The organism is Streptomyces sp. NPDC046203, assembly GCF_040646255.1.
GTDB lineage: Bacteria > Actinomycetota > Actinomycetes > Streptomycetales > Streptomycetaceae > Streptomyces.
Genome location: NZ_JBEYZX010000017.1, coordinates 24108 through 45664 on the forward strand (window position 1 = coordinate 24108; position 21557 = coordinate 45664).

The window sequence follows — 21557 nt, forward strand, 5'->3', positions numbered from 1 at the left end:
GCACGTTTCCGCGGCGCGGCCCGATCATCGTGTCAGTGACTGACCTCCCCCGCGCTCCTGCGGTGAAACACCTGTCCGCAAGATCGCCGTGGCCTCTGACACCATGGTTTGTGTGAGCCATCCCTTTGAGGCCCCAGTTTTGCAGACGGGGAGGACGCGCGCCCCGGCGTCATTCACAGGGCGCTCACACCCCGCCGTACCCGCCTTTCGAATCGCAGGTCAGGAACTCTAGTGCCGTATTCATACGAAGCCCCAGTCTCACAGACGCTTTTCGACCGCGCCTCCGTCGTGACGCCCGGCGGCGTGAACTCTCCGGTGCGGGCCTTCCGGGCCGTGGGCGGTACGCCCCGGTTCATGGTGTCCGGCAGCGGTCCGTACCTCACCGACGCGGACGGTCGCGAGTACGTCGACCTGGTCTGCTCGTGGGGTCCGATGATTCTCGGCCACGCGCACCCCGAGGTGCTCGCGGACGTGCAGGCGGCCGTGGCCCGCGGCACCTCCTTCGGTACGCCGGGTGAGGGCGAGGTCGCGCTCGCCGAGGAGATCGTGGCCCGTGTCGAGCCGGTCGAGCAGGTACGTCTGGTCTCGTCCGGTACCGAGGCCACCATGTCGGCGATCCGGCTGGCCCGCGGGTTCACCGGCCGCGCCAAGGTCGTCAAGTTCGCCGGCTGCTACCACGGTCACGTGGACGCGCTGCTCGCCGCCGCCGGTTCCGGTGTGGCCACCTTCGGCCTGCCCGACACGCCCGGTGTGACCGGTGCGCAGGCCGGCGACACGATCGTGCTGCCGTACAACGACCTGGAGGCGGTCCGGGCCGCGTTCGCCGCGCACCAGGGCGAGATCGCCTGTGTGATCACCGAGGCGTCGCCCGGCAACATGGGTGTCGTCCCGCCGCTGCCCGGCTTCAACCAGGGGCTCGCGGACCTGTGCCGCGAGAACGGCGCGCTGTACATCTCCGACGAGGTCATGACCGGTTTCCGGACGAGCCGGGCCGGCTGGTACGGCGTCGACGGCGTCCGCCCCGACCTGATGACCTTCGGCAAGGTCATGGGCGGCGGCTTCCCGGCCGCGGCCTTCGGCGGCCGTGCCGACGTCATGGGCCACCTCGCCCCGGCGGGTCCGGTCTACCAGGCGGGCACCCTCTCCGGTAACCCGATCGCGACCGCCGCCGGCCTCGCGCAGCTGCGGCTGCTCGACGACGCCGCGTACGCCAAGGTCGACGCCGTCTCGGCGGAGATCCGCGGTCTGGTCACCGGCGCGCTCGCCAAGGAGGGCGTGGCGCACCGGGTGCAGACCGCGTCCAACATGTTCTCGGTGTTCTTCACCTCGGACGAGGTGCGGAACTACGACGACGCGAAGAAGCAGGAGGCGTTCCGCTTCAACGCGTTCTTCCACTCGATGCTCGCGGACGGCGTCTACCTGCCGCCGTCGGCCTTCGAGTCCTGGTTCGTGTCCACCGCCCACGACGAGCGGGCCATCGAGCGGATCGCCGCCGCCCTGCCGGCCGCCGCCCGTGCCGCCGCCGAGGCCACCGACGGTGCGGAGGCGCAGGCATGAGCGACGCCACGAACGCCACGAACGCTCTGAACGGCAAGAACGGCAAGCCCGCGAAGAGCGACGACATCACCGTCGTCCATCTGATGCGGCACGGCGAGGTGCACAACCCGGAGGGCGTGCTGTACGGCCGCCGCCCCGGCTACCACCTCTCCGAGCTGGGCCGGCAGATGGCCGACCGGGTCGCCGAGCACCTGGCCGGCCGGGACATCACCCATGTCGTGGCCTCGCCGCTGGAGCGCGCGCAGGAGACGGCGACGCCGATCGCCAAGACGCACGGCCTGGACCTGGCCACCGACGAGCGGCTGATCGAGGCGGCGAACGTCTTCGAGGGCAAGACCTTCGGCGTCGGCGACGGCGCGCTGCGCAAGCCCGCCAACTGGAAGCACCTGACCAACCCGTTCCGGCCGTCCTGGGGCGAGCCGTACGTCGAGCAGGTCGTGCGCATGATGGGCGCGCTCGACGCGGCGAAGGACGCGGCGCGCGGGCACGAGGCGGTCTGCGTGAGCCACCAGCTGCCGATCTGGATCGTCCGCAGCTTCGTGGAGAAGCGCCGGCTGTGGCACGACCCGCGCCGCCGGCAGTGCACGCTCGCCTCGTTGACGTCTTTCACCTATCAGGGCGACAAGATCGTCTCGGTGGGCTACAGCGAGCCGGCGCTCGACCTGGTGCCGGCGCACCTGCGGGCCGGGGCCAAGCCGGTGCCGGGCAAGGCGAAGGCGTTCGGCGCGTAGGCGAAGCCCGTACATCCTCTGCTGTCGTGGCCTGAGGCCGGGGACACCCGAGCGGCCCCGCGCGGCTCCTCGCGGCCCGGCGCGGCCCGTCGGGCATGAGCGTGCTGTGACGCATTTGGCGTAGTTTGTACGGATTCATCCGTGCGTGGTGAGGGGTTCACAGGATCTCCTCAACCATCACAAAGGCGACCGGGAATGTGTCGATTCCCGGTCGCCTTGGAATTTCTGTTCGTATTCCCGGAACCTCCCGCTTCCTTCCGGCATCTCACTGATTGTCGGTTCGTATGACGTTCGGCTTTTCGTCGGGCGTCAACGGGAATGGGGATGCCATGCGCGGGGTCAGCGGAGTCAACGGGGTCAGTCGACGGAGGCTCCTCGGAGCGGGAGTCGGCGCGGCCGCCGCCCTCGGTGTCGCGGGATGCGGGGCGGGAAGCCAGGGCGGAGCGGGGAACTCCGGTCCGGGCCGGGGTGGCGACGCGAGCCGCGGTCCCGGTTCCCCCGCCTCGCCCACGGAGAGGGACGCCCGTCCCATCGGCGACGGTTCCACCGCCGACACCGGAAAGCAGCCGCACCAGCCGGGGGCCCCGGTGCCGCTCGAACCCGGTCAGACCCCGCCCCAGTTCGTGATCTTCTCCTGGGACGGCGCCGGCGAGGTCGGCAACGGCCTCTTCCCCCGCTTCCTGGAGCTCGCCAAGCAGCACGACGCGGCGATGACCTTCTTCCTCTCCGGGCTCTACCTCCTGCCCGAGTCGAAGAAGAACCTCTACCGTCCGCCGAACAACGGCGTCGGCGCCTCCGACATCGGCTACCTCACCGACGACCACATCAAGCAGACGCTGAAGTACGTCCGCCAGGCGTGGCTCGACGGCCACGAGATCGGCACCCACTTCAACGGCCACTTCTGCGCCGGCTCCGGCTCCGTCGCCCACTGGACCCCGGCCCAGTGGCAGAACGAGATCGACCAGGCCATCGGCTTCGTGACGAAGTGGAAGACCAACAGCGGCTGGGACGACCTCGACCCGCTGCCCTTCGACTACACCAAGGAACTCGTCGGCGGCCGCACCCCCTGCCTGCTCGGCCAGGACAATCTGCTGCCCACGGCCAAGCGGCTCGGCTGGCGCTACGACGCCAGCTCGCCCGGCGGCCGGCAGATGTGGCCGGTCAAGCGCGGCGGCATCTGGGACCTCCCGCTCCAGGCCGTGCCCTTCCCCGGCCACAGCTTCGAGGTCCTGTCGATGGACTACAACATGCTCGCCAACCAGTCCAAGAACTCCACCCAGGGTGTGCCCGCGAACTACCCCGGCTGGCGCAAGCAGGCCGCCGAGGCGTACCTGGCCGGTTTCCATCGCGCGTACGAGTCGAACCGTGCCCCCTTCTTCATCGGCAACCACTTCGAGCAGTGGAACGGCGGCATCTACATGGACGCCGTCGAGGAGGCCCTGAAGGGCATGGCCGGGAAGAAGGACGTCCGGCTCGTCTCCTTCAAGCAGTTCACGGACTGGCTGGACGTCCAGGACCCGAAGATCCTCGCCAAGCTGCGGACCCTGGAGGTCGGCCAGTCCCCGGCCGGCGGATGGAACACCTTCCTCCGGCCTGAAACCGGGACCGGAACCGGGGCGACGGGCGGCAGCGGTACGGGTGCGGGTGACGGGGCCGGCACCACCTCCTGAGGCATTCCCGGAGAAACCTTCCTGGGGACTGGGGATCTCCCTGGGCGACCCCCGACCGATCCCTGAGCGACCTCTGGCCCTCTCCTGTGGATCCCCTGTGAACCCCGTGAGGGTTCCCTGAGGGGATCCACGGGGGAACCCCGGTCCTTCCCCGGGATTTCGCGGGGGCGCTTCCGACGTCCTCCGGCGGCGCCCCTGCCGTCCCACTGCCATCCCCCTGGCGCGCCCCGCCGGCCCCCGACGGCCGCTGCGGAATCCCGCCGAACCCCGAAAATCCGGGAAGCAGACTTAGCCCGCCTTGACAAGGGGCTTTACGGGCACGTAGGGGGGCGCCCAAGATCCGCGAATCGCCCATGCGAAACTTTTCACATGAGCCTTAGCCGTGCCCCTCGTCGCGCCCTGACGGCAGCCGTTTTCCTGGCCGCCGCACTGGCGCTGACCGCGTGCAGCTCCGACTCCAACGGGAAGTCCGGAGGCGGCGGTGGTACCAACTTCGTGACCAGCTCGGGCGGTATTTCCACCGTCGCCAAGGGCGAGCGCACCGCGACCGGCAAGCTCGCGGGCAAGACCCTCGAAGGCAAGCAGCTCGACGTCGCCGATCTCAAGGGCAAGGTCGTCGTCCTCAACGTCTGGGGCTCGTGGTGTGCGCCCTGCCGGGGCGAGGCACCGCACTTCGCCAAGGCGGCGAAGGAGCTGAAGAGCAAGGGCGCCGACGTCGAGTTCGTCGGGATCAACACCCGGGACGGCGCCACCTCCAAGGGCATCGCCTTCGACGAGGAGTTCGGCATTCCGTATCCGAGCCTCTTCGACCCCTACGGAAAGATCATTCTCGAAGGGTTCCCCAAGGGCACCCTGAATCCCCAGGGCATTCCCACCACGATCATCCTCGACAAGGAGGGGAAGATCGCGGCGCGCTCGCTGATGGGTCTCGACGAGACCAAGCTCCGTTCCATGATCGACCCGCTCCTCGCCGAGAAGTGACGGGGAATTCGACGTGGATCCCAATCAGACGGTCCTGAACGGCGCGCTGCTGCTCGCGCTGCCGGTCGCCGTCCTCGGCGGACTGATCTCCTTCTTCTCGCCGTGCGTCCTGCCGCTCGTCCCCGGCTATCTGAGCTACGTGACCGGGGTCACCGGCACCGACCTCGGCGACGCCCGGCGCGGCCGGATGACCACGGGTGCCGCCCTCTTCGTCCTCGGCTTCTCCGCCGTGTTCGTCTCCGGCGGCGCGCTGTTCGGCTTCTTCGGCTGGACCCTCCAGAAGTACAGCGGGATCCTGTCGAACATCCTCGGCGTGCTCATGATCCTCATGGGCGTCTTCTTCATGGGCCTCATGCCGTGGCTCACCCAGCGCGAGTTCCGCTTCCACAAGCGGCCCTCGACCGGGCTCGTCGGCGCGCCCGTGCTGGGCGCGCTCTTCGGCATCGGCTGGACCCCGTGCATCGGCCCGACGCTCGGCGCCGTGCAACTGCTCTCCGCCCAGCAGGCCAGCGCCGGCCGCGGAGCGCTCCTGACCTTCGCGTACTGCCTCGGTCTCGGCATCCCCTTCATCCTCACCGCCGTCGCCTTCCGCAAGGCACTCGGCGCGTTCACCTGGGTGAAGAAGCACTACGCGTGGGTGATGCGGATCGGTGGCGGCATGATGATCGTGACCGGTGTCCTGCTCCTCACAGGAGCGTGGGACAGCATGGTCTCCACGATGCAGAGCTGGTCCACTGGTTTCACGGTGGGGATCTGAGAGCCGAGATGAGCACGACCGACACGACGGATACCACCGACCCCACCGGCACGCCGGGCACCACCGAGCAGGACCTCGGCGCGGCCGGCGCCCAGCTGTCCACCGCCCCCCGCGAGGAGAGCGCCGAGGCCCTGCTCGGCGGCCCCCGCCTCGGCGTCATCGGCTGGATCCGCTGGTTCTGGCGGCAGCTGACGTCCATGCGGGTCGCCCTGATCCTGCTGTTCCTGCTCTCCCTGGGCGCCATCCCCGGCTCCCTCATCCCGCAGAACAGCGCGAACGAGATGAAGGTGCAGGCCTTCAAGGACGCCCACGAGACGCTGACGCCGATCTACGAGAAGCTCCAGCTCTTCGACGTCTACAGCTCGGTGTGGTTCTCCGCGATCTACATCCTGCTGTTCGTCTCGCTCATCGGCTGCATCGTGCCCCGCACCTGGCAGTTCGTCGGCCAGCTGCGCGGCCGCCCGCCGGGCGCCCCGAAGCGCCTCACCCGGCTGCCCGCGTACACCACCTGGCGCAGCGAGGCCGAGCCGGAGCAGGTCCGCGAGGCCGCCCTGAAGCTGCTCAAGGGCCGCCGCTTCCGCGCCCACACCGCCGGCGACGCCGTCGCCGCCGAGAAGGGCTATCTGCGCGAGGCCGGCAACCTGATCTTCCACGTCTCCCTCATCGTCATGCTGGTCGCCTTCGCCTGGGGCCAGCTGCTCAAGTCCGAGGGCGGCCGGCTGATCGTCGAGGGCGACGGCTTCTCCAACACGATCACCTCGTACGACGACTTCAAGTCGGGTTCGTGGTTCGGACTGGAGGACCTCCAGCCGTTCAGCTTCAAGCTGGACAAGTTCACCGGTACGTACGAGAAGAACGGCCCGCAGCGCGGCACCCCGCGCACCTTCGAGGCCGCCGTCACGTACTCCGAGCCCGGCAGCCCCGACAAGAAGGGCGTCATCCGGGTCAACCAGCCGCTGAAGGTCGCCGGCTCCAAGGTCTATCTGATCTCCCACGGCTACGCGCCCGTGGTCACCGTCCGCGACGGCCGAGGCAAGGTCGTCATGAGCGAGCCCGTGCCGCTGCTGCCGATCGACAACAACATCACCTCGACCGGTGCGATCAAGGTGATGGACGGCTACCGCGACAAGAACGGCAAGAAGGAGCAGCTGGGCTTCCAGGCCTTCTTCGTGCCGACCTTCGCGGGCGCCGGCAAGGGCACGATGATGTCCCAGTTCCCCGCCGCGGACTTCCCCGTCATGGCGCTCACCGGCTACCACGGCGACCTGCGCGTGGACTCCGGTCTGCCGCAGAACGTGTACCAGCTGGACACGTCCAAGATGAAGCAGTTCTCGGTCGCGGGCGGCACCGGCAAGGCCCAGCGCCTGCTGCCGGGCGAGACGATGAAGCTCCCGAACGGCGCCGGCTCGGTCACCTTCGAGAAGGAGATCCGGGAGTGGGCGAGCTTCCAGATCTCCGAGCAGCCGGGCAACGGTCTCGCCCTCACGGGCGCGATCGCCGCGATCGCCGGCCTCGCCGGATCGCTGTTCATCCAGCGCCGCCGGATCTGGGTCAGGGCCGTACGGGGCGCGGACGGCGTCACCGTCGTCGAGATGGCCGGCCTCGGCCGCAGCGAGTCGGCCCGGCTGCCCGAGGAGCTGGCCGAACTGGCCGCGACGCTCCACGCGCAGGCACCGGCCGCTCCGGAGGCTCCTTCGGACACCTTCTCGGATTCCGCCGTCCCGAAGACCGCCGTCCCGAAGACCGCTGTCCCGGATTCCCCCGATCCGGAGACCGCCGTCCCGGACCCCTCACCCACCACTGCCGAAGCCGCAGCAGAACCTGCCCAAGCTGGAGAGGCCGACAAGTGATCCTCGCCGCCGCGACCAACGAGAGCCTGGCGCAGACGAGCAACTATCTCGTCTACTCCTCGATGGCCGTCTACACACTGGCCTTCATGGCCCATATCGCCGAGTGGGTGTTCGGCAGCCGCAGCAAGGTCGGCCGTACCGCCGCCGCGCTCACCGGCGCCGGATCCGGCGCCGGTGCCGAGGGCGCCGCGGCCCCGGCCGTGACCGTCCAGGTCAAGACGGCCGGCGGCGGCACCGCCGTGCTCGACCGGCCGAAGGTCGTCACCCGCTCCGCGTCCGGCTCCCGCGACGTCCCGGACGGCCCCGGCGCGGCCGGCGGCACCGTCAAGGGCGATCTGTACGGCCGTATCGCGGTCTCGCTGACCGCCCTCGCCGCCCTCCTGGAGGCCGGCGGCGTGCTCACGCGCGCGCTCTCCGTGCAGCGGGCCCCCTGGGGCAACATGTACGAGTTCTCGATCACCCTCTCCACGGTGGCGGTCGTCGCGTACCTCGTCTTCCTCGCCGCGAAGAAGAACGTCCGCTGGATCGGTCTGCCGCTGGTCACGACCGTCCTGCTGGTCCTCGGCCTCGCCACCACCGTGCTGTACACCGACAGCGACCAGCTCGTCCCGGCGCTGCACTCGTACTGGCTGTGGATCCACGTCTCCACCGCGATCGTCTGCGGCTCGGTCTTCTACCTCGGCGCCGTCGCCACCGTGCTGTACCTGTTCCGCGACTCGTACGAGAACAAGCTGGCCAACGGCGGCGACCCGAGCGGCTTCGCCCGCTCCGTCCTGGAGCGGCTGCCGGCCGCCGCGACGCTCGACAAGTTCGCCTACCGGGTCATCGCCGCGTTCTTCCCGCTGTGGACCTTCACGATCATCGCGGGCGCGATCTGGGCCGGCGAGGCGTGGGGCCGCTACTGGGGCTGGGACGCCAAGGAGGTCTGGTCCTTCATCACCTGGGTCGCCTACGCCGCGTACCTGCACGCGCGCGCCACGGCGGGCTGGAAGGGCCGCAAGGCGGCGTACATCGCGCTCGTCGCCTTCGCCTGCTACCTGTTCAACTTCTACGGCGTGAACATCTTCGTCAACAGCCTGCACTCGTACGCGGGCGTCTGACCTGGGTTTTTTCCGGTCGTGGCCCCGGCGGGCGGACTCCGCCCGCCGGGGCCACGCTGGAGATATGACCGAGATACCCCGGGGCAGGAGCGAGACCCACGACATCGACCGCCATCTGCTGCGGTACGTGGTCGACCTCCCGCACCCGATGGGGCACGTCTGGCACGCCGTCGCCTCGCCCGAGGGCCTGGCCCGGTGGCTCGGTGCGACGGATTCGCTGGAGCCCCGGCTCGGCGGGCGCGTCACGCTGCGCGGGCCGGACGGGGCCGAGTACGTGGACGGCCGGGTGACCGCCTGGGACCCGGAGTACGTGGCCGAGTACACGCTCGATCCGCCACACCCACACCCACACCCGGGCAGGGCGGCCCGCGCCGGTCCCACCGCCCGTACCGCCGCCATCGCCGCCGACACGGCCGATCCGCCGCACGGCCGGATCCGGTTCCATCTGGAACCGGGCCGGACGGACGCGGCCGGGTCGGCCGTCCTGCGTTTCACGGCGGAGGTGCGCGGCACCTCCGAGGACCGGATCGACCGGCTCGCCGACTGGCACGCGCACCTGGAACGGCTGGCCGAGGCGCTGGACGACGATCCTGCCGGGGGCCGAGCTGCCGGGGGCCGAGCTGCCGGGGGCCGAGCTGCCGGGGGCCGAGCCGCCGGGAGCGGTGCCGGGGCTCGTGTGGCGGGCGTACGGGAAGCAGGGGTACGTGAAGCAGGGGTACGTGAGCCGGGCGTACGCCGGCGCGAGCTGCGCGAGGCGTACGCCCGGGACGAGGCCCTGTGGCCCGTATGGGAGCCGTAGGGCCGGGGAAGCGGGGGAGCCCCGAGGCCCGCCCCGCTCCCCGCGCGACTACTTCGGGTTCGGCTTCAGACAGTTCGGCGTCGGTGCCTTGCCCTCCGGCCAGGCGATGGACTCGAACCGCTGGGTGCCCTCGGGGGTCAGCGACACGATCGGCACCGCCTTGTTGAACGGGTTGCCGTAGTTGTCCAGGCAGATCCAGCCGCTCGCCCCGTTCACCCGCTGCAGCTCGCCGGTGACCTGCGGCCACTGCTGGCCGACGTCGGACGGCTCCGGGTACGGCTTGCCCTGGGCGGCCTCGCGGATGGCGTGCACGGCCGTCGCCATCGCGTCGTACGCGATGATCGCCTGCCCGTCGCCCAGCGGCACCGGCTTCTTGGAGGCGTGCGAGACGGCCTCCAGGAAGGTGTCGTAGTCGGCCTCCGAGCCGCCCGTCTTCGGCAGCTTCGGGTTGGTCGCGGCCCGCCAGGCGTCGGGGTGCGCGAGCGCGGCGTAGCGGACGGTGAGCCGGGCGGTGAGGGCCTTGCGGTCGAGCTTGGGGTCCGAGCCCAGGTAGGAGCCCTCGTCGCCGGTGAGGACGGTGACGGAGGAACGCGCGGCGCAGCCGCGTCCGCCGAGCTCGTTGATGAACTGGCGCAGCTGGGTGTGGCGGCCGGCGAACAGGACCGTCTCGGACTGCGTCTCGCAGACCCGGGAGGCGATCTTGTTGAAGATGTTGGAGGTGGTGCCCTCGGCGGTGGAGTCCGGGGGCGAGGTGAACACCGCCGGTTCGTAGGGGGTGCGGCCCTTGAGGGCGGTGGCGAAGGCCGCCTTGAGGGTGTTGGTGTAGTGGTCGTCGGTACGGGTGTCCTGGACGATCAGCGTCCGGCCGGCGTCGACCTTGCCGAGGGGCAGCGCCCTGGCCTCGTCTTTGTTGGTGGGGGAGACCCGGGCGAGGCCGGGGAAGTCGTTGTGGTCCGGGCCGTTGGCGATGTCGTCGGCGGTGATGGTGGTGCCGACGACGGCGATCTTCGCCTTGGTGAGGGCGGCGACGGAGCTGCGGATCTCGGGGGAGGAGGTGGCGACACCGCTGACCGCGCGCAGCCGGTCGGGGGCGCCCGTCATGCCCTTCAGCTGCTGGACGACATGCTCCCAGTGGACGTTCTCGTTGCCGGTGTTGGCGAGGACCAGCCGGATCTTCGGGGTGCGGCCGTTGGCCTTGTTGTTCTCCCAGTACTGGCGGGCGTAGGAGCCCTGGAGTTCGTGCAGGACCTTGGCCCGCATGCCGGGGTCGGTGGAGGTGAACGGCAGCAGGATGGCGACGGTGACGTACCCGCCCTGCTTGAGCACGCCGTTCTCGTGGCCGATGAGCCCGGTGATCTCGGCGAGCTCGGGCACGCCGAAGGCGAAGCCGGAGCCGTTGACGCCGACGCATTCGTCCGACCCCTGCGGGCGCTCGACGCCCGGCGCGCAGGAACGGTCCTCCGGGGTGGTCCATTTCTTGATGCCCCAGCCGAGCGGTACGCCGACCAGGACCAGGGCGACCAGCGCGGCGAGGAGTTTCTGCCGCGTGGTGAAGAGATAGCGGTTGCGCAGTCGGCTGGCCATCGCCTCAGACTCCGTCCTCGCGGCCCGGCGGCAGCGACGGCCGGCGCCAGGCGTGAATGTCTCTCGGCCAGTGCGTGGCCGCGTCCCACAGCGGACTGTTGCCCGTCAGATGACGGCCGGAAAGCTGGCGCAGCTCGTGGGCCATCTTCTCGGTCACCTCGCCGTCGGGCAGGGCGAGGGGATCGGTGAGCAGCCACAGGGCGTGCAGCAGCCGGCGCAGGGACAGGTGCAGGGAGACCGCCTCGGCGTCGAGCCCGGCGGGCAGCGGCGGACCGGCCGAGGGATCCGGGGTGGTGTGCGGGTCCCGGGGGTCGCGGGGGTCCCGGGGGTCGCGCGGGTCTCGGGGGTCCCGGGAGTCGGGTCCGTCGCGTCCGTCGCGGGAGCCGGCGCCGTCCCGGGAGCGACCGCCGTCCCGGGAGCTTCCGGCGTCCGTCGCTTCGCGGCCGAGGGCGACGGCCCGGCGCGGGTCGGGGCCGGACGGGCGGGCGGCGGTGTGCGGGTACGGGGCCGAGGCGATGAACCGGAGCCGGCCGAGCCAGCCGATCACATCGGGCTCGGGGAACGTGACACGCAGATGGGTGACCGCGTCGTCGACCCGGCCGAGGGCCAGTTCGTGGAACAGCCGGTACGGACGCTGCTCGGCGCGGTCGTAGTGCCGGTGCAGGGTCTCGTGGACGGCCCGCCAGGCGGAGTGCCGGGGATGGTCGCCGTCGCCGAAACGCAGCCGGTGCAGGAGCAGCGCGCGCAGCAGCGGGTCGGCGACGAAGTGCTCGGGGCCCTCCGGCCAGTCCTCGGCGCGCAGTTCGTCGCGTACCCGCAGCGCCATGTCCCCGTCCCGGGACTCGGTGTGCAGCCGGGTGCGGGCGAGCAGCCGCGCGGACTCCTCGTCGTGCGCGGCGGCCAGCACGGTGAACGGCTCCAGGCGCGGCTGCGGCAGCAGCGCCCGGAGCAGCGCCGGGGCCACCGGCACCGGGTGCGCGTCCTCGCGCAGCTCCACGCTCAGGTCGAGCAGGGCGCCCGGGGTGAGCAAGCCCCGCTCGGCGCGGGGCGTCTCGGCGGCGGCCTGACCGAGCAGCGTCACGCCCAGCGGCCGGCCGCCGGTGAGCCGGTGCACGCCCCGGGCCAGGTCGGGCGGGGTGAGCCCGGACGGGTCGAGCCGGTCGAAGGCGGCCTGCGCCTGGGCCGGGGAGAGCGGGGTGAGGGCGACCGCGAGGATGCCGGAGGTGATGTCGCCGCCGCGCGGCGCGGGCGCCCGGTGCGCGGTCTCGGGCAGCCGCGTCCGGTGGGCGTGCCGCATGCCCTCGTGCTCGTGGACCCGGGAGGCGGCGAACACGACGACCTTGTCGCGGCGCCCGTCGTCGCGGGCCCGCAGGATCGGTTCGAGCAGCCGGCGGCCGAGCTCGCCGTGGGCGTTGTCGAGGAGCAGGACGGGGCGGCCGCGCCGGGTGCCGGCCCGGGTGAACCCCCGGTAGGCCTGGCCCAGATCCTCGATCAGCGCGCCGACGAGGAAGTCCTCGGCCTCCTGGCGGCGCCGGCCGCCCTGGTCGAAGTCGATGGCGAGCTGCTGGAGACCGGCCTTCCCGCGCCCGCCCGCGTTGCGGTAACTCCCGTACCAGCTGTCCGACTTCTTCTGGACCCGCCCGAAGACCTCCTCCAGGACGGTCTCCACGGTCGCCTCCGCGAGCAGCCCGGCGAGCGGGACGGCGCTCTCGGCGAAGGTCGCGGCGAGCTTGGTGAGCACCTTGGCGACCCAGTTCGTGGCGGCACCCTTGGCCGCGTCGACCGTCGACAACACCGGTCCAAGGCGCTGGAGATCGCGCTGCGCGCGCTCCTCGTCCTCCTGCGTCCAGCTGATCGACGCGACGGCGACGAGCCCGAGCGAGAGCCGCGGGAACTCCACCGCCTTCGCCCCCGTCACCTTCGGCGCCAGCTGCACCGCCAACTCGGCGAGCGCGCCGGTGAGTTCCGTCCAGCCCCGGCCGTGGTCGGCGGGCGGCTCGATGCGCGCGCAGTCGATCAGGGCGAGCGGGGTGGCGCCTTTGTACGCGTTGCGCAGCTGCTTGAGCAGCGCGGTCTTGCCCATCCCGCGCCCGCCGGTGAACACGACGACCGGCGGATCGTCCCCGTGCTCGTACCGCACCCCGGACAGCCGTTCCCCGTCGAGCCCGACCAGTCGCGCGGCGAGCCCGGTGCGGTGGAACACCGCCTCCCGGCCGTACAGGTCCCTGTCCATTCACCATCCCCCGGATCCCACCAGATGCGTCCCGTCACATCTCAAGTCAAGGATATAGAGGGGGAGTTGGAATGGGGCGGGGCTTTATCGAGGGAATCGCGGGGTGGAACGGGTCAGTGGCGGGTGGTGGTCACGGCGAGGCACGCACGTGTCGCGCGTACTCGGCGGTGGGCATGCCCCCGCCCCCGCCTCAGGCCCTCTCGCCGTCCTCGTCCCGCCGCCGCTGCTCGCCCAGCCCGCCCCGGCCACCCGCGCCGCCCCGGCCACCCGACTCATCCGCGCCGCCCGACTCGCCCAGCCCATCCCGGCCGCCCGCGCCGCTCCGGCCACCCGACTCATCCGCGCCGCCCGACTCCGCCTGCCCGTCCCGCTCCCGCTGCCGCAGTTCCTCCTCGCGACGCCGCAGGTCGGCCTCCCAGTCCTTCAGGAGCGACTCGTCCTTCTTGTTGTTCTCCTCGCGCAGCGAGGCCAGGAACTCGGGGTTGTCGTCGGGGGCGACCCACTCCTGCCGTCGCTGGTCGCGGTTGTTCCACGCGCCGCCGGCCAGGGCACCGCCCGCACGGGCTGCGGCGCGCTTCTTGCCGGCGGCGATCCAGCCGACCGGCCCCACGATCGCGAAGAGCAGGATGATGAGGATCCAGACCACCTTGGGCAGGTGCTGGACCTCGTCCTCGGGGGTGTTCAGGCAGTCGATGAAGGCGTAGATCAGCAGCGCCAGCGGCAGAAGGAAGATCAGTGCCCTGAGCATGTGGAACAGCCCCTTGGAAGCGCCTGGGAAGGGTGAGCGGGACGCGCTTCGCGGCCCCGGTGAAGGGCCCAGCCTAGCCGGTGGCGGATACTTGCCCCTATGGCTTACGACGATCTCCGCTCGCTGCTCAGGGCGCTCGAGCGCGAAGGCGACCTCAAGCGCATCAAGGCCGAAGTCGACCCGTACCTGGAGGTCGGGGAGATCGTCGACCGCGTGAACAAGGCGGGCGGCCCGGCCCTCCTCTTCGAGAACGTCAAGGGCTCGGCGATGCCCCTGGCGATGAACGTTTTCGGCACCGACCGCCGCCTCCTGAAGGCCCTCGGGCTGAAGTCGTACGAGGAGATCAGCGAGAAGATCGGCGGCCTGCTCAAGCCGGAGCTGCCGCACGGTTTCGTCGGCGTCCGCGAGGCCTTCGGCAAGCTGGGCTCGATGGTCCACGTGCCGCCGAAGAAGGTGAAGGCCGAGAACGCCCCCGTGCAGGAGGTCGTCCTCACCGGCGACGACGTCGACCTCGACCAGCTGCCCGCGCTGTTCACCTGGCCCAAGGACGGCGGCTCCTTCTTCAACCTGGGCCTCACCCACACCAAGCACCCCGAGACCGGCGTGCGCAACCTCGGCCTCTACCGCCTCCAGCGCCACGACAAGCGCACCATCGGCATGCACTGGCAGATCCACAAGGACAGCCGCAACCACTACGCCGTCGCGGCGGAGCGCGGCGAGCGGCTGCCGGTCGCCATCGCCTTCGGCTGCCCGCCGGCCGTCACGTACGCCTCGACCGCGCCGCTGCCCGGCGACATCGACGAGTACCTGTTCGCCGGCTTCGTGCAGGGCAAGCGGATCGAGATGGTCGACTGCAAGACCGTCCCGCTCCAGGTCCCGGCGCAGGCCGAGGTCGTGATCGAGGGCTGGCTGGAGCCGGGCGAGATGCTGCCGGAGGGCCCCTTCGGCGACCACACGGGCTTCTACACCCCGCAGGAACCGTTCCCCGCACTGAAGATCGACTGCGTGACGATGCGGAAGCGTCCGCTGCTCCAGTCGATCGTCGTCGGCCGCCCGCCGACCGAGGACGGACCGCTGGGACGGGCCACGGAACGTTTCTTCCTGCCCCTCCTCAAGATCATCGTGCCGGACATCGTCGACTACCACCTGCCGGAGTCGGGCGGCTTCCACAACTGCGCGATCGTCTCGATCGACAAGAAGTATCCGAAGCACGCGCAGAAGGTCATGCACGCCATCTGGGGCGCGCACATGATGTCGCTGACCAAGCTGATCATCGTGGTCGACAAGGACTGCGACGTCCACGACCTCCACGAGGTGTCCTGGCGCGCCCTCGGCAACACCGACTACGCCCGCGACCTCACCGTCGTCGAAGGCCCGGTCGACCATCTCGACCACGCCTCCTACCAGCAGTTCTGGGGCGGCAAGGCGGGCATCGACGCCACGAAGAAGCTCCCCGAGGAGGGCTACACCCGCGACGGCGGCTGGCCCGACATGGTCGAGTCCGACCCGGCGACGGCGGCCCTGGTCGACCGCCGCTGGAAGGAGTACGGGCTGTGACCACCGCCGCCGTCCCGGGCGCCCGGCCCGGACGCACCAAGGCCTTCCTGCGCCTCGTGATGATCGAGCACTCGGTCTTCGCGCTGCCCTTCGCGTACATCGCCGCGCTCACCGCCATGTACCAGCTGGACCAGTCGGTCCACTGGTGGACGCTGCTCCTGGTCACCGTCTGCATGGTGGGTCTGCGGACCTTCGCCATGGCCTGCAACCGGATCATCGACCGCGAGATTGACGCGCGTAACCCGCGCACCGCCAACCGCGAGCTGGTGACCGGCGCGGTGTCCGTGCGCTCGGCGTGGACCGGCGCCGGCGTCGCCCTCGCCGTGTTCCTCGGCTCGGCGGCGCTGCTCAACCCGCTCTGCCTCGCGCTCGCGCCGCTCGCGGTCGTGCCGATGGTGATCTATCCGTACGGCAAGCGGTTCACGAACTTCCCGCACGCCATCCTCGGCCTCGCCCAGTCCATCGGCCCGGTCGGCGCATGGCTCGCGGTGACGGGGGAGTGGTCCTGGGACGCGGCGATCCTCGGTGTCGCGGTCGGCGTCTGGATCGGCGGCTTCGACCTGATCTTCGCCTGTCAGGACGTCCAGGCGGATCGCGCGCACGGCGTGAAGTCCGTCCCGGCCCGCTTCGGCATCCCGGCGGCGCTGTGGGGCGCGCGGGTCACCGCCGTCGTCACCACGGCCCTGCTCGTCTGGTACGCGCTGGTCACGGACGCGGGCGCGTTCTTCTGGGGCGGTCTGCTGATCGTGGCGGCCGCGTTCTGCTACGAGCACGCGATCGTACGGCCGCACGACCTGTCCCGGCTGAACCGGGCGTTCTTCACGGTCAACGGCTTCATCGGCATTGCCCTGTTCGTGTGCGCGCTGCTCGATCTCGTGGCGCGGGGGTTGGGCGTGTAGTTACGTCGGCCTGTCTCCGTCCGTACGTCGCGCGCGCGGAGACGGAGACAGGGAGGCCGGCATGAGGTACGTCGAGCCCGGCGGACCGGGCACGGAGTCCGGCGGGTCGTACGTCGAGCCCGGCGGGCCGTACGCGCGGCTGGCCCGGTACGAGGACGCGTTCCCGGGCCACCGGGCGGAGATCGTCGAGGGATCCCTTGTGCTGTGCCCGCTCCGGCCGCACGACAACACCACCGTCTGGATGCTGTGGGCGGCCCTGGACACGCAGCTGCCCGGCGAGTGGGGCTTCATCAGCGACGTCGTCGTCCCCTTCGACGACGACAACGAGTTCTGCCCCGACCTGGCGGTGATCCCGGCTGCGGCGGCGGACCGGAATCTGAGCGCCTACTCACCGGAGCTGATCGAGCTGGTGATCGAGGTCGTCTCGCCGAGCAGTATCCGCAACGACTACGAGGTCAAGAACCGGGCGTACGCCCGGCGCGGCATCCGTGACTATCTGGTCTTCGATCCGTACCAGGGGCACTGTGTGGCCCTGCGGTACCCGGGCCCCGACGGCTACCTCGGCCGGGACACCTTCCCGTACGGCGACACGGTCCCCGTCGACACGAGGTTCGGCAAGCTCCACATCGACACGGTCCCCCTCCCCGTCGCCCCGAAAGCCTGACGCGTCGGCCCCGATCAGGGCCGGATAGGCTCGTCGGCGTGGAGCCGGTGAACAAACAGCAGCGTCGTCCGTGGGTCGTGGGGGTGTCGGGAGCGTCCGGGACGCCGTACGCCGCCGCCGTACTGCGAGGGCTGCTCGCGGCGGGAGAGAGCGTCGACCTGGTGGTGTCGCGGGCGTCGCGGCTGACCCTGCTCGACGAGACGGGCATCGCCTTCCGGGACGCGCACTGGCGCGAGGATCTGGCGGCGTGGCTGGCGCGCGGCGCCGACGGGAAGCCGCACACCTTCGATGTCGATCTCGACGCCTACGGCGATGCGCTCGCCGATGTGCGGTACTGGCCGGCCGGGGATCTGGCCGCCGGGCCGTCCTCGGGGTCGTACCCGGCGAAGGGGATGCTGATCGTGCCGGCGTCGACCGCCTCGGTGGCGGGGGTCGCGCTCGGGCTGTCGAAGGATCTGCTCCAGCGGGTCGCGAGCGTGACGCTCAAGGAGCGGCGGCCGCTGGTCGTCGCCGTACGGGAGACCCCGCTCAACGGGCAGACGCTGAAGCACATGGTGGCGCTGGACGAGGCGGGCGCCGTGGTGCTGCCGGCCTCCCCGGCGTTCTACGCGGGCGCGACACACATCCAGGACCTGGTGGACTTCGTCGCGGGGCGGGTGCTCGACGCGGCGGGCGTGCCGCACACGCTGTACCGCCGGTGGGAAGGAGAGCTGGGTGGAGCCGCTTCCCGTAAGGACTGAACCCGTAAGGGCTGAACCCCTGGGGACCGAACCCCTCGGGGTCGAACCCGTAAGGGCCGAGCCCCCAAGGGCCGAACCCGTAGGGGCTTCCCCCGAGGGGGCCGAACCCGTAGGGGCCTACACCGCGGCCCGGTGGCCGGCCCGTCGTGGGGGGCCGGCCACCGGGCCGGTCAGCGCGTCCGGCGGTGCTTCGGTGAGCACCGCGGTCGACGCTTGGGTGAGCGCGGGAGCCGACGTCGGGGTAAGAAACGTCGTCGGCAGCGCTCTGATCAGCGCTTCTTCGCGGCAGTCTTCGCCTTCGGGCCGCGCTTCCGCTGGGACGGCTGGTGGGCACGCGAGCGGTTGGCCAGGTCCTGCAGCTCGCGCATGCGGGCGTAGGCCATCTCGATCGTGTACACGGTGATCACCACTCCTGAAAGTTCGTTGTTGATCCACTAATGAATTCACAGGGTGTCCCCCCTGTATGCCTTAGATTCTACACCTATACTCGCGGTATCGCTGGACAATGGAAGGTTTTTTCCTATGGACGCCGTGGACAGGCAGCTCATCCAGGCTTTGCGTGAGAACGGCCGGGCCTCGTACGCCGAGCTGGGCCGTCTCGTCGGGCTCTCCGGCCCCTCCGTCACCGACCGCATCAACCGTCTCGAAGCCGCCGGTGTCATCACCGGCTACCGCGCCACCGTCGACGCGGCCTCCCTCGGCCTCGGCGTCACGGCGCTCATCGGCATCTCGCTGTCCGACGCCGCCGACCACGAGGACGTGGCCCGCCGGCTGAAGGACCTGGCGGAGATCGAGGACTGCTGGTTCATCGCCGGCGACGACTCCTTCATGCTCAAGGTCCGCGCCAGCGACGTCGACGGACTGGAGAAGACGATCCGCCGGCTGTCCGGCACGAAGGGCGTCTCCCGCACCCGTACGACCATCGTGCTCTCCACCAAGTGGGAGAACCGCGTCGGCGAGCTGCCCGAAGAGGTCTGAGCGGTCTGAGCGGTCCGAGCGGTCCGAGCCGACGGGATCCGGGGCCACGCCACCCGAACCGACGAGGTCCGGGCCGGGGAGCCCGGTGGGGTGGGAGTACCGTGGGGGAGCCCTTCGGGCGCCCTCGTGCGGGCAGCGGTAGCAGGTATGGATACGAGTAGCAGCGGCACGAGCGGGTTCGTGCAGTACGTAGCAGAGAGTGGGAGGCGGCCGTATGGACGCGGGGCTCAAGCGTGAGCTGGAGCAGAAGGTCCTCGCCGGAGAGCGGCTGAGCCGTGAGGACGGCATCGCCCTGTACGAGTCGGACGACCTCGCCTGGCTCGGCGGACTGGCCCACGAGGTCCGGACCCGCAAGAACGGCGACGTGGTGCACTTCAATGTCAACCGGCATCTGAACATGACCAACGTCTGCACCGCCTCCTGCGCCTACTGCTCCTTCCAGCGCAAGCCCGGCGAGAAGGACGCCTACACCATGCGCATCGAAGAGGCCGTGCGCCTCGCGAAGGCGATGGAGGGCGAGAACCTCACCGAGCTGCACATCGTCAACGGGCTGCACCCCAACCTGCCCTGGCGCTACTACCCGCGCTCGCTCTCCGAGCTGAAGAAGGCGCTCCCGAACGTCTCCCTCAAGGCGTTCACCGCCACCGAGATCCACCACTTCGAGACCATCTCCGGCCTGTCGGCCTCGGAGATCCTCGACGAGCTGATCGAGGCCGGCCTGGAGTCGCTGACCGGTGGCGGCGCCGAGATCTTCGACTGGGAGGTCCGGCAGCACATCGTGGACCACTCCACCCACTGGGAGGACTGGTCCCGGATCCACCGGCTCGCGCACGAGAAGGGGCTCAAGACCCCGGCCACGATGCTCTACGGGCACATCGAGGAGCCGCGCCACCGCGTCGACCACGTGCTGCGGCTGCGTGAGCTCCAGGACGAGACCGGCGGCTTCCAGGTCTTCATCCCGCTGCGCTACCAGCACGACTTCGTGGACATGAAGGACGGCAAGATCCGCAACCGGCTCCAGGCCCGCACCACCATGGCCACCGGCGCCGAGGCCCTGAAGACGTTCGCCGTCTCGCGGCTGCTGTTCGACAACGTTCCGCACGTCAAGGTGTTCTGGGTGATGCACGGCGTCCAGACCGCCCAGCTGGCGCTCCAGCACGGCGCCGACGACATGGACGGCTCGGTCGTCGAGTACAAGATCACGCACGACGCCGACAACTACGGCACCCCGAACAAGCTGACCCGCGACGACCTCCTGGAGCTGATCCAGGACGCCGGCTTCCGGCCGGTGGAGCGGAACACGCGCTACGAGATCATCCGCGAGTACCCGGGCCCGGACGCGGGCCGCCGCGAGTCGCCGCAGCCGATGCGGGTCTGACTACGAGGTACGACGCGACGTGACAGGGCGCCGGGCCGGTGCCCGTACGGGGGAATCCGTACGGGGCACGGGTGCGGCGCCCTCGTGCTGCGCGTGGTGGGTGGCGCGGTCCGGCTCGACCCGGTGCCGGTCCGGTGCCGGTCCGGTTCCTGTACGGCGCCGGCCCCACGCCCGTACGGACTTCCCCGTACGGATCTCCCCGTACGGGTCAGCCCAGCGGCAGCAGCATCATGATGTCGTCGCGGTCGTCACCCGGGGCCACCCGGACGGCGCCCGGGACGCGGCCGACCTCCTTGTAGCCGGCCCGCGTATAGAAGTCCTCCAGGCCGAGGCCGCCGCGGCAGCTCAGCCGGATCGCCTCGACGCGTTCGAAGCCCTCGGCGGTCCGGGCCGTCCGCTCGACCGCGTCCATCAGTGCGCGTCCGTACCCCTTGCCCTGGTGGCCGGGGTGCACCATCACCGTGTACAGCCAGATCCAGTGCGCCTGAAGGTCGTCCGTGTTGAAGGCGAGGAAGGCGGTGGCGGCCACCCGGCCGTCCTCGTCGTGGCCCACGAGCAGCCGGGTGCGGCCCTCCTCCATCGTCAGCATCTGCCGCAGCAGCGCCGGGCGGATCTCCTCCGGCGTCACGGGCGGGACGAAGCCGACGGCGCCACCCGCGTTGGAGACGTCCGCCCAGAGGTCGAGGATGCCGTCGCGCAGGGCGGGGTCGACGGCGGGGTCGAGCGTGAAGGTAAGGGTCATGGATGGACCGTATCCCTTACGGATCGGCCGCTCAAGGGCCCCGCTCCCGGGCTTCGCGCCCGCGCGTGTTTCACTGGAAGGACGCTCGTCCGGTATGGGAGGAACTCGCATGCTCCGCTACACCCTGATGCGCCTCGGCATCTTCGCCGGCAGCTTCGCCGTGCTGTGGGGCCTGGTCTACGCCCGTGTGCTGCCGCGCGGCCTCGGCGATTCCAACCTGCTGTGGGTCCTCGTGCTGTCGGTGGTCGTCTCCGCTCCGCTCAGCTTCATCCTGCTGCGCAAGCAGCGCGACGACATGAGTGTCGAGATCGTGCGGAAGGTCGACCGGGCGAAGACCCGCCTGGAGTCGAACCGTTCCGCCGAGGACGCCGCCTAGCCGCCTGGGAAGTACGTGCCGGGCGCGCGCCGCGCCTGCTGGAAACGGCGTAAGAGGCGCGTAAGTTTCCTCACAATCACACAGTCACACCCCGGACGGGCCCCAAGGGCTTCCGTCCGGGGTGTTCTGCGTTTTCCGCCGCCCTTGCGGGCGTTTTGATGCGCTTTATTAGGGTTTTCCGTCGCTCGGCGGCGACTTCCGCGCGCTTCCGCG

Annotated in this window: 19 protein-coding genes and 1 pseudogene; 15 read left to right on the forward strand and 5 right to left on the reverse strand. The window is 70.6% G+C overall.

The genetic code is table 11. The features are described 5' to 3' along the window. The first annotated feature begins 231 nt into the window (after positions 1-231). From hemL to ABZ990_RS15715, 8 genes are all read left to right on the forward strand, one after another. On the forward strand, positions 232-1557 hold the full coding sequence (gene hemL, locus ABZ990_RS15680; RefSeq protein ID WP_361231082.1) for a glutamate-1-semialdehyde 2,1-aminomutase: 1326 nt from the start codon (positions 232-234) through the stop codon (positions 1555-1557). A gap of 83 nt (positions 1558-1640) precedes the next feature. Then, the gene (locus ABZ990_RS15685) at positions 1641-2288 is read left to right on the forward strand and encodes a histidine phosphatase family protein (RefSeq protein ID WP_361231228.1); all 648 of its coding nucleotides are present in this window, start codon (positions 1641-1643) and stop codon (positions 2286-2288) included. Between the two features lie 329 nt (positions 2289-2617). Further along, positions 2618-3958, forward strand: coding sequence for a hypothetical protein (locus tag ABZ990_RS15690; RefSeq protein WP_361231084.1), 1341 nt, complete (start codon positions 2618-2620; stop codon positions 3956-3958). A 369-nt stretch (positions 3959-4327) separates the two neighbouring features. After that, positions 4328-4939 carry a TlpA disulfide reductase family protein gene (locus ABZ990_RS15695; protein ID WP_361231086.1) on the forward strand — a complete coding sequence of 204 codons (612 nt, stop codon included), beginning with the start codon at positions 4328-4330 and terminating at the stop codon, positions 4937-4939. Between the two features lie 13 nt (positions 4940-4952). Beyond that, positions 4953-5696, forward strand: a complete 744-nt coding sequence (locus tag ABZ990_RS15700) for a cytochrome c biogenesis protein CcdA (RefSeq protein WP_361231088.1) — start codon at positions 4953-4955, stop codon at positions 5694-5696. Positions 5697-5704: 8 nt separating this feature from the next. Beyond that, complete coding sequence (locus ABZ990_RS15705) at positions 5705-7546, forward strand: cytochrome c biogenesis protein ResB (RefSeq protein WP_361231090.1); 1842 nt, start codon at positions 5705-5707, stop codon at positions 7544-7546. Beyond that, a complete protein-coding gene (gene ccsB / locus ABZ990_RS15710) occupies positions 7543-8646 on the forward strand; it encodes a c-type cytochrome biogenesis protein CcsB (RefSeq protein WP_361231092.1) in 1104 nt (367 codons plus the stop codon). The genes ABZ990_RS15705 and ccsB overlap by 4 nt, the downstream gene beginning before the upstream one ends. Positions 8647-8710: 64 nt before the next feature. Then, complete coding sequence (locus ABZ990_RS15715) at positions 8711-9445, forward strand: SRPBCC domain-containing protein (RefSeq protein WP_361231094.1); 735 nt, start codon at positions 8711-8713, stop codon at positions 9443-9445. A 48-nt stretch (positions 9446-9493) separates the two neighbouring features. On the opposite strand, the gene ABZ990_RS15720 is transcribed toward ABZ990_RS15715, so the two are convergent. The 3 genes and pseudogenes from ABZ990_RS15720 to ABZ990_RS15730 all read right to left on the reverse strand — a co-directional run. Beyond that, complete coding sequence (locus tag ABZ990_RS15720; RefSeq protein WP_361231096.1) at positions 9494-11029, reverse strand: hypothetical protein; 1536 nt, start codon at positions 11027-11029, stop codon at positions 9494-9496. Positions 11030-11033: 4 nt separating this feature from the next. After that, on the reverse strand, positions 11034-13262 hold the full coding sequence (locus tag ABZ990_RS15725) for a hypothetical protein (RefSeq protein ID WP_361231098.1): 2229 nt from the start codon (positions 13260-13262) through the stop codon (positions 11034-11036). Between the two features lie 370 nt (positions 13263-13632). Beyond that, a pseudogene (locus tag ABZ990_RS15730) lies at positions 13633-14010 on the reverse strand (PLD nuclease N-terminal domain-containing protein); the annotation flags it as partial. 99 nt (positions 14011-14109) lie between these two features. Between ABZ990_RS15730 and ABZ990_RS15735 the strand changes: the two are divergent. The 4 genes from ABZ990_RS15735 to ABZ990_RS15750 all read left to right on the forward strand — a co-directional run bounded on the left by ABZ990_RS15735 (position 14110) and on the right by ABZ990_RS15750 (position 17870). After that, complete coding sequence (locus tag ABZ990_RS15735; protein WP_361231100.1) at positions 14110-15567, forward strand: menaquinone biosynthesis decarboxylase; 1458 nt, start codon at positions 14110-14112, stop codon at positions 15565-15567. Then, complete coding sequence (mqnP, locus tag ABZ990_RS15740; RefSeq protein WP_361231102.1) at positions 15564-16466, forward strand: menaquinone biosynthesis prenyltransferase MqnP; 903 nt, start codon at positions 15564-15566, stop codon at positions 16464-16466. Before ABZ990_RS15735 ends, mqnP begins: the two co-directional genes overlap by 4 nt. 61 nt (positions 16467-16527) lie before the next feature. Next, complete coding sequence (locus ABZ990_RS15745; RefSeq protein ID WP_361231104.1) at positions 16528-17130, forward strand: Uma2 family endonuclease; 603 nt, start codon at positions 16528-16530, stop codon at positions 17128-17130. 47 nt (positions 17131-17177) lie between these two features. Further along, positions 17178-17870, forward strand: coding sequence for a UbiX family flavin prenyltransferase (locus ABZ990_RS15750; protein WP_361231229.1), 693 nt, complete (start codon positions 17178-17180; stop codon positions 17868-17870). A gap of 269 nt (positions 17871-18139) precedes the next feature. Here ABZ990_RS15750 and ABZ990_RS15755 read toward each other — a convergent pair whose 3' ends face one another. Continuing rightward, on the reverse strand, positions 18140-18280 hold the full coding sequence (locus tag ABZ990_RS15755) for a hypothetical protein (protein WP_361231106.1): 141 nt from the start codon (positions 18278-18280) through the stop codon (positions 18140-18142). A gap of 112 nt (positions 18281-18392) precedes the next feature. Between ABZ990_RS15755 and ABZ990_RS15760 the strand changes: the two genes are divergently transcribed. Further along, positions 18393-18848, forward strand: a complete 456-nt coding sequence (locus tag ABZ990_RS15760; RefSeq protein ID WP_359884046.1) for an Lrp/AsnC family transcriptional regulator — start codon at positions 18393-18395, stop codon at positions 18846-18848. A gap of 214 nt (positions 18849-19062) precedes the next feature. Next, positions 19063-20226, forward strand: a complete 1164-nt coding sequence (mqnE, locus tag ABZ990_RS15765; protein WP_361231108.1) for an aminofutalosine synthase MqnE — start codon at positions 19063-19065, stop codon at positions 20224-20226. A gap of 208 nt (positions 20227-20434) precedes the next feature. Here the strand turns inward: mqnE and ABZ990_RS15770 are convergent, their stop codons facing one another. Next, entirely contained in the window at positions 20435-20968 is a 534-nt protein-coding gene (locus tag ABZ990_RS15770; protein WP_361231110.1) for a GNAT family N-acetyltransferase, read from the reverse strand. A 109-nt stretch (positions 20969-21077) separates the two neighbouring features. On the opposite strand from ABZ990_RS15770, the gene ABZ990_RS15775 reads away from it, so the two are divergent. Further along, positions 21078-21344: a DUF4229 domain-containing protein gene (locus ABZ990_RS15775; protein WP_361231112.1), complete on the forward strand. Its 267-nt coding sequence runs from the start codon at positions 21078-21080 to the stop codon at positions 21342-21344. The last annotated feature ends 213 nt before the right edge of the window (positions 21345-21557 follow it).

Excerpts from the sequence above, each read along its gene's own strand:
- ABZ990_RS15745 (WP_361231104.1), top strand. The coding sequence starts at position 16,528 with ATGAGGTACGTCGAGCCCGGCGGACCGGGCACGGAGTCCGGCGGGTCG.
- ABZ990_RS15685 (WP_361231228.1), top strand. The coding sequence starts at position 1,641 with ATGCGGCACGGCGAGGTGCACAACCCGGAGGGCGTGCTGTACGGCCGC.
- ABZ990_RS15735 (WP_361231100.1), top strand. The coding sequence starts at position 14,110 with ATGGCTTACGACGATCTCCGCTCGCTGCTCAGGGCGCTCGAGCGCGAA.
- ABZ990_RS15775 (WP_361231112.1), top strand. The coding sequence starts at position 21,078 with ATGCTCCGCTACACCCTGATGCGCCTCGGCATCTTCGCCGGCAGCTTC.
- ABZ990_RS15770 (WP_361231110.1), bottom strand. The coding sequence starts at position 20,968 with ATGACCCTTACCTTCACGCTCGACCCCGCCGTCGACCCCGCCCTGCGC.
- ABZ990_RS15690 (WP_361231084.1), top strand. The coding sequence starts at position 2,618 with ATGCGCGGGGTCAGCGGAGTCAACGGGGTCAGTCGACGGAGGCTCCTC.
- ABZ990_RS15725 (WP_361231098.1), bottom strand. The coding sequence starts at position 13,262 with ATGGACAGGGACCTGTACGGCCGGGAGGCGGTGTTCCACCGCACCGGG.
- ABZ990_RS15760 (WP_359884046.1), top strand. The coding sequence starts at position 18,393 with ATGGACGCCGTGGACAGGCAGCTCATCCAGGCTTTGCGTGAGAACGGC.
- ABZ990_RS15715 (WP_361231094.1), top strand. The coding sequence starts at position 8,711 with ATGACCGAGATACCCCGGGGCAGGAGCGAGACCCACGACATCGACCGC.
- mqnE (WP_361231108.1), top strand. The coding sequence starts at position 19,063 with ATGGACGCGGGGCTCAAGCGTGAGCTGGAGCAGAAGGTCCTCGCCGGA.
- ABZ990_RS15695 (WP_361231086.1), top strand. The coding sequence starts at position 4,328 with ATGAGCCTTAGCCGTGCCCCTCGTCGCGCCCTGACGGCAGCCGTTTTC.
- ABZ990_RS15720 (WP_361231096.1), bottom strand. The coding sequence starts at position 11,029 with ATGGCCAGCCGACTGCGCAACCGCTATCTCTTCACCACGCGGCAGAAA.
- ABZ990_RS15705 (WP_361231090.1), top strand. The coding sequence starts at position 5,705 with ATGAGCACGACCGACACGACGGATACCACCGACCCCACCGGCACGCCG.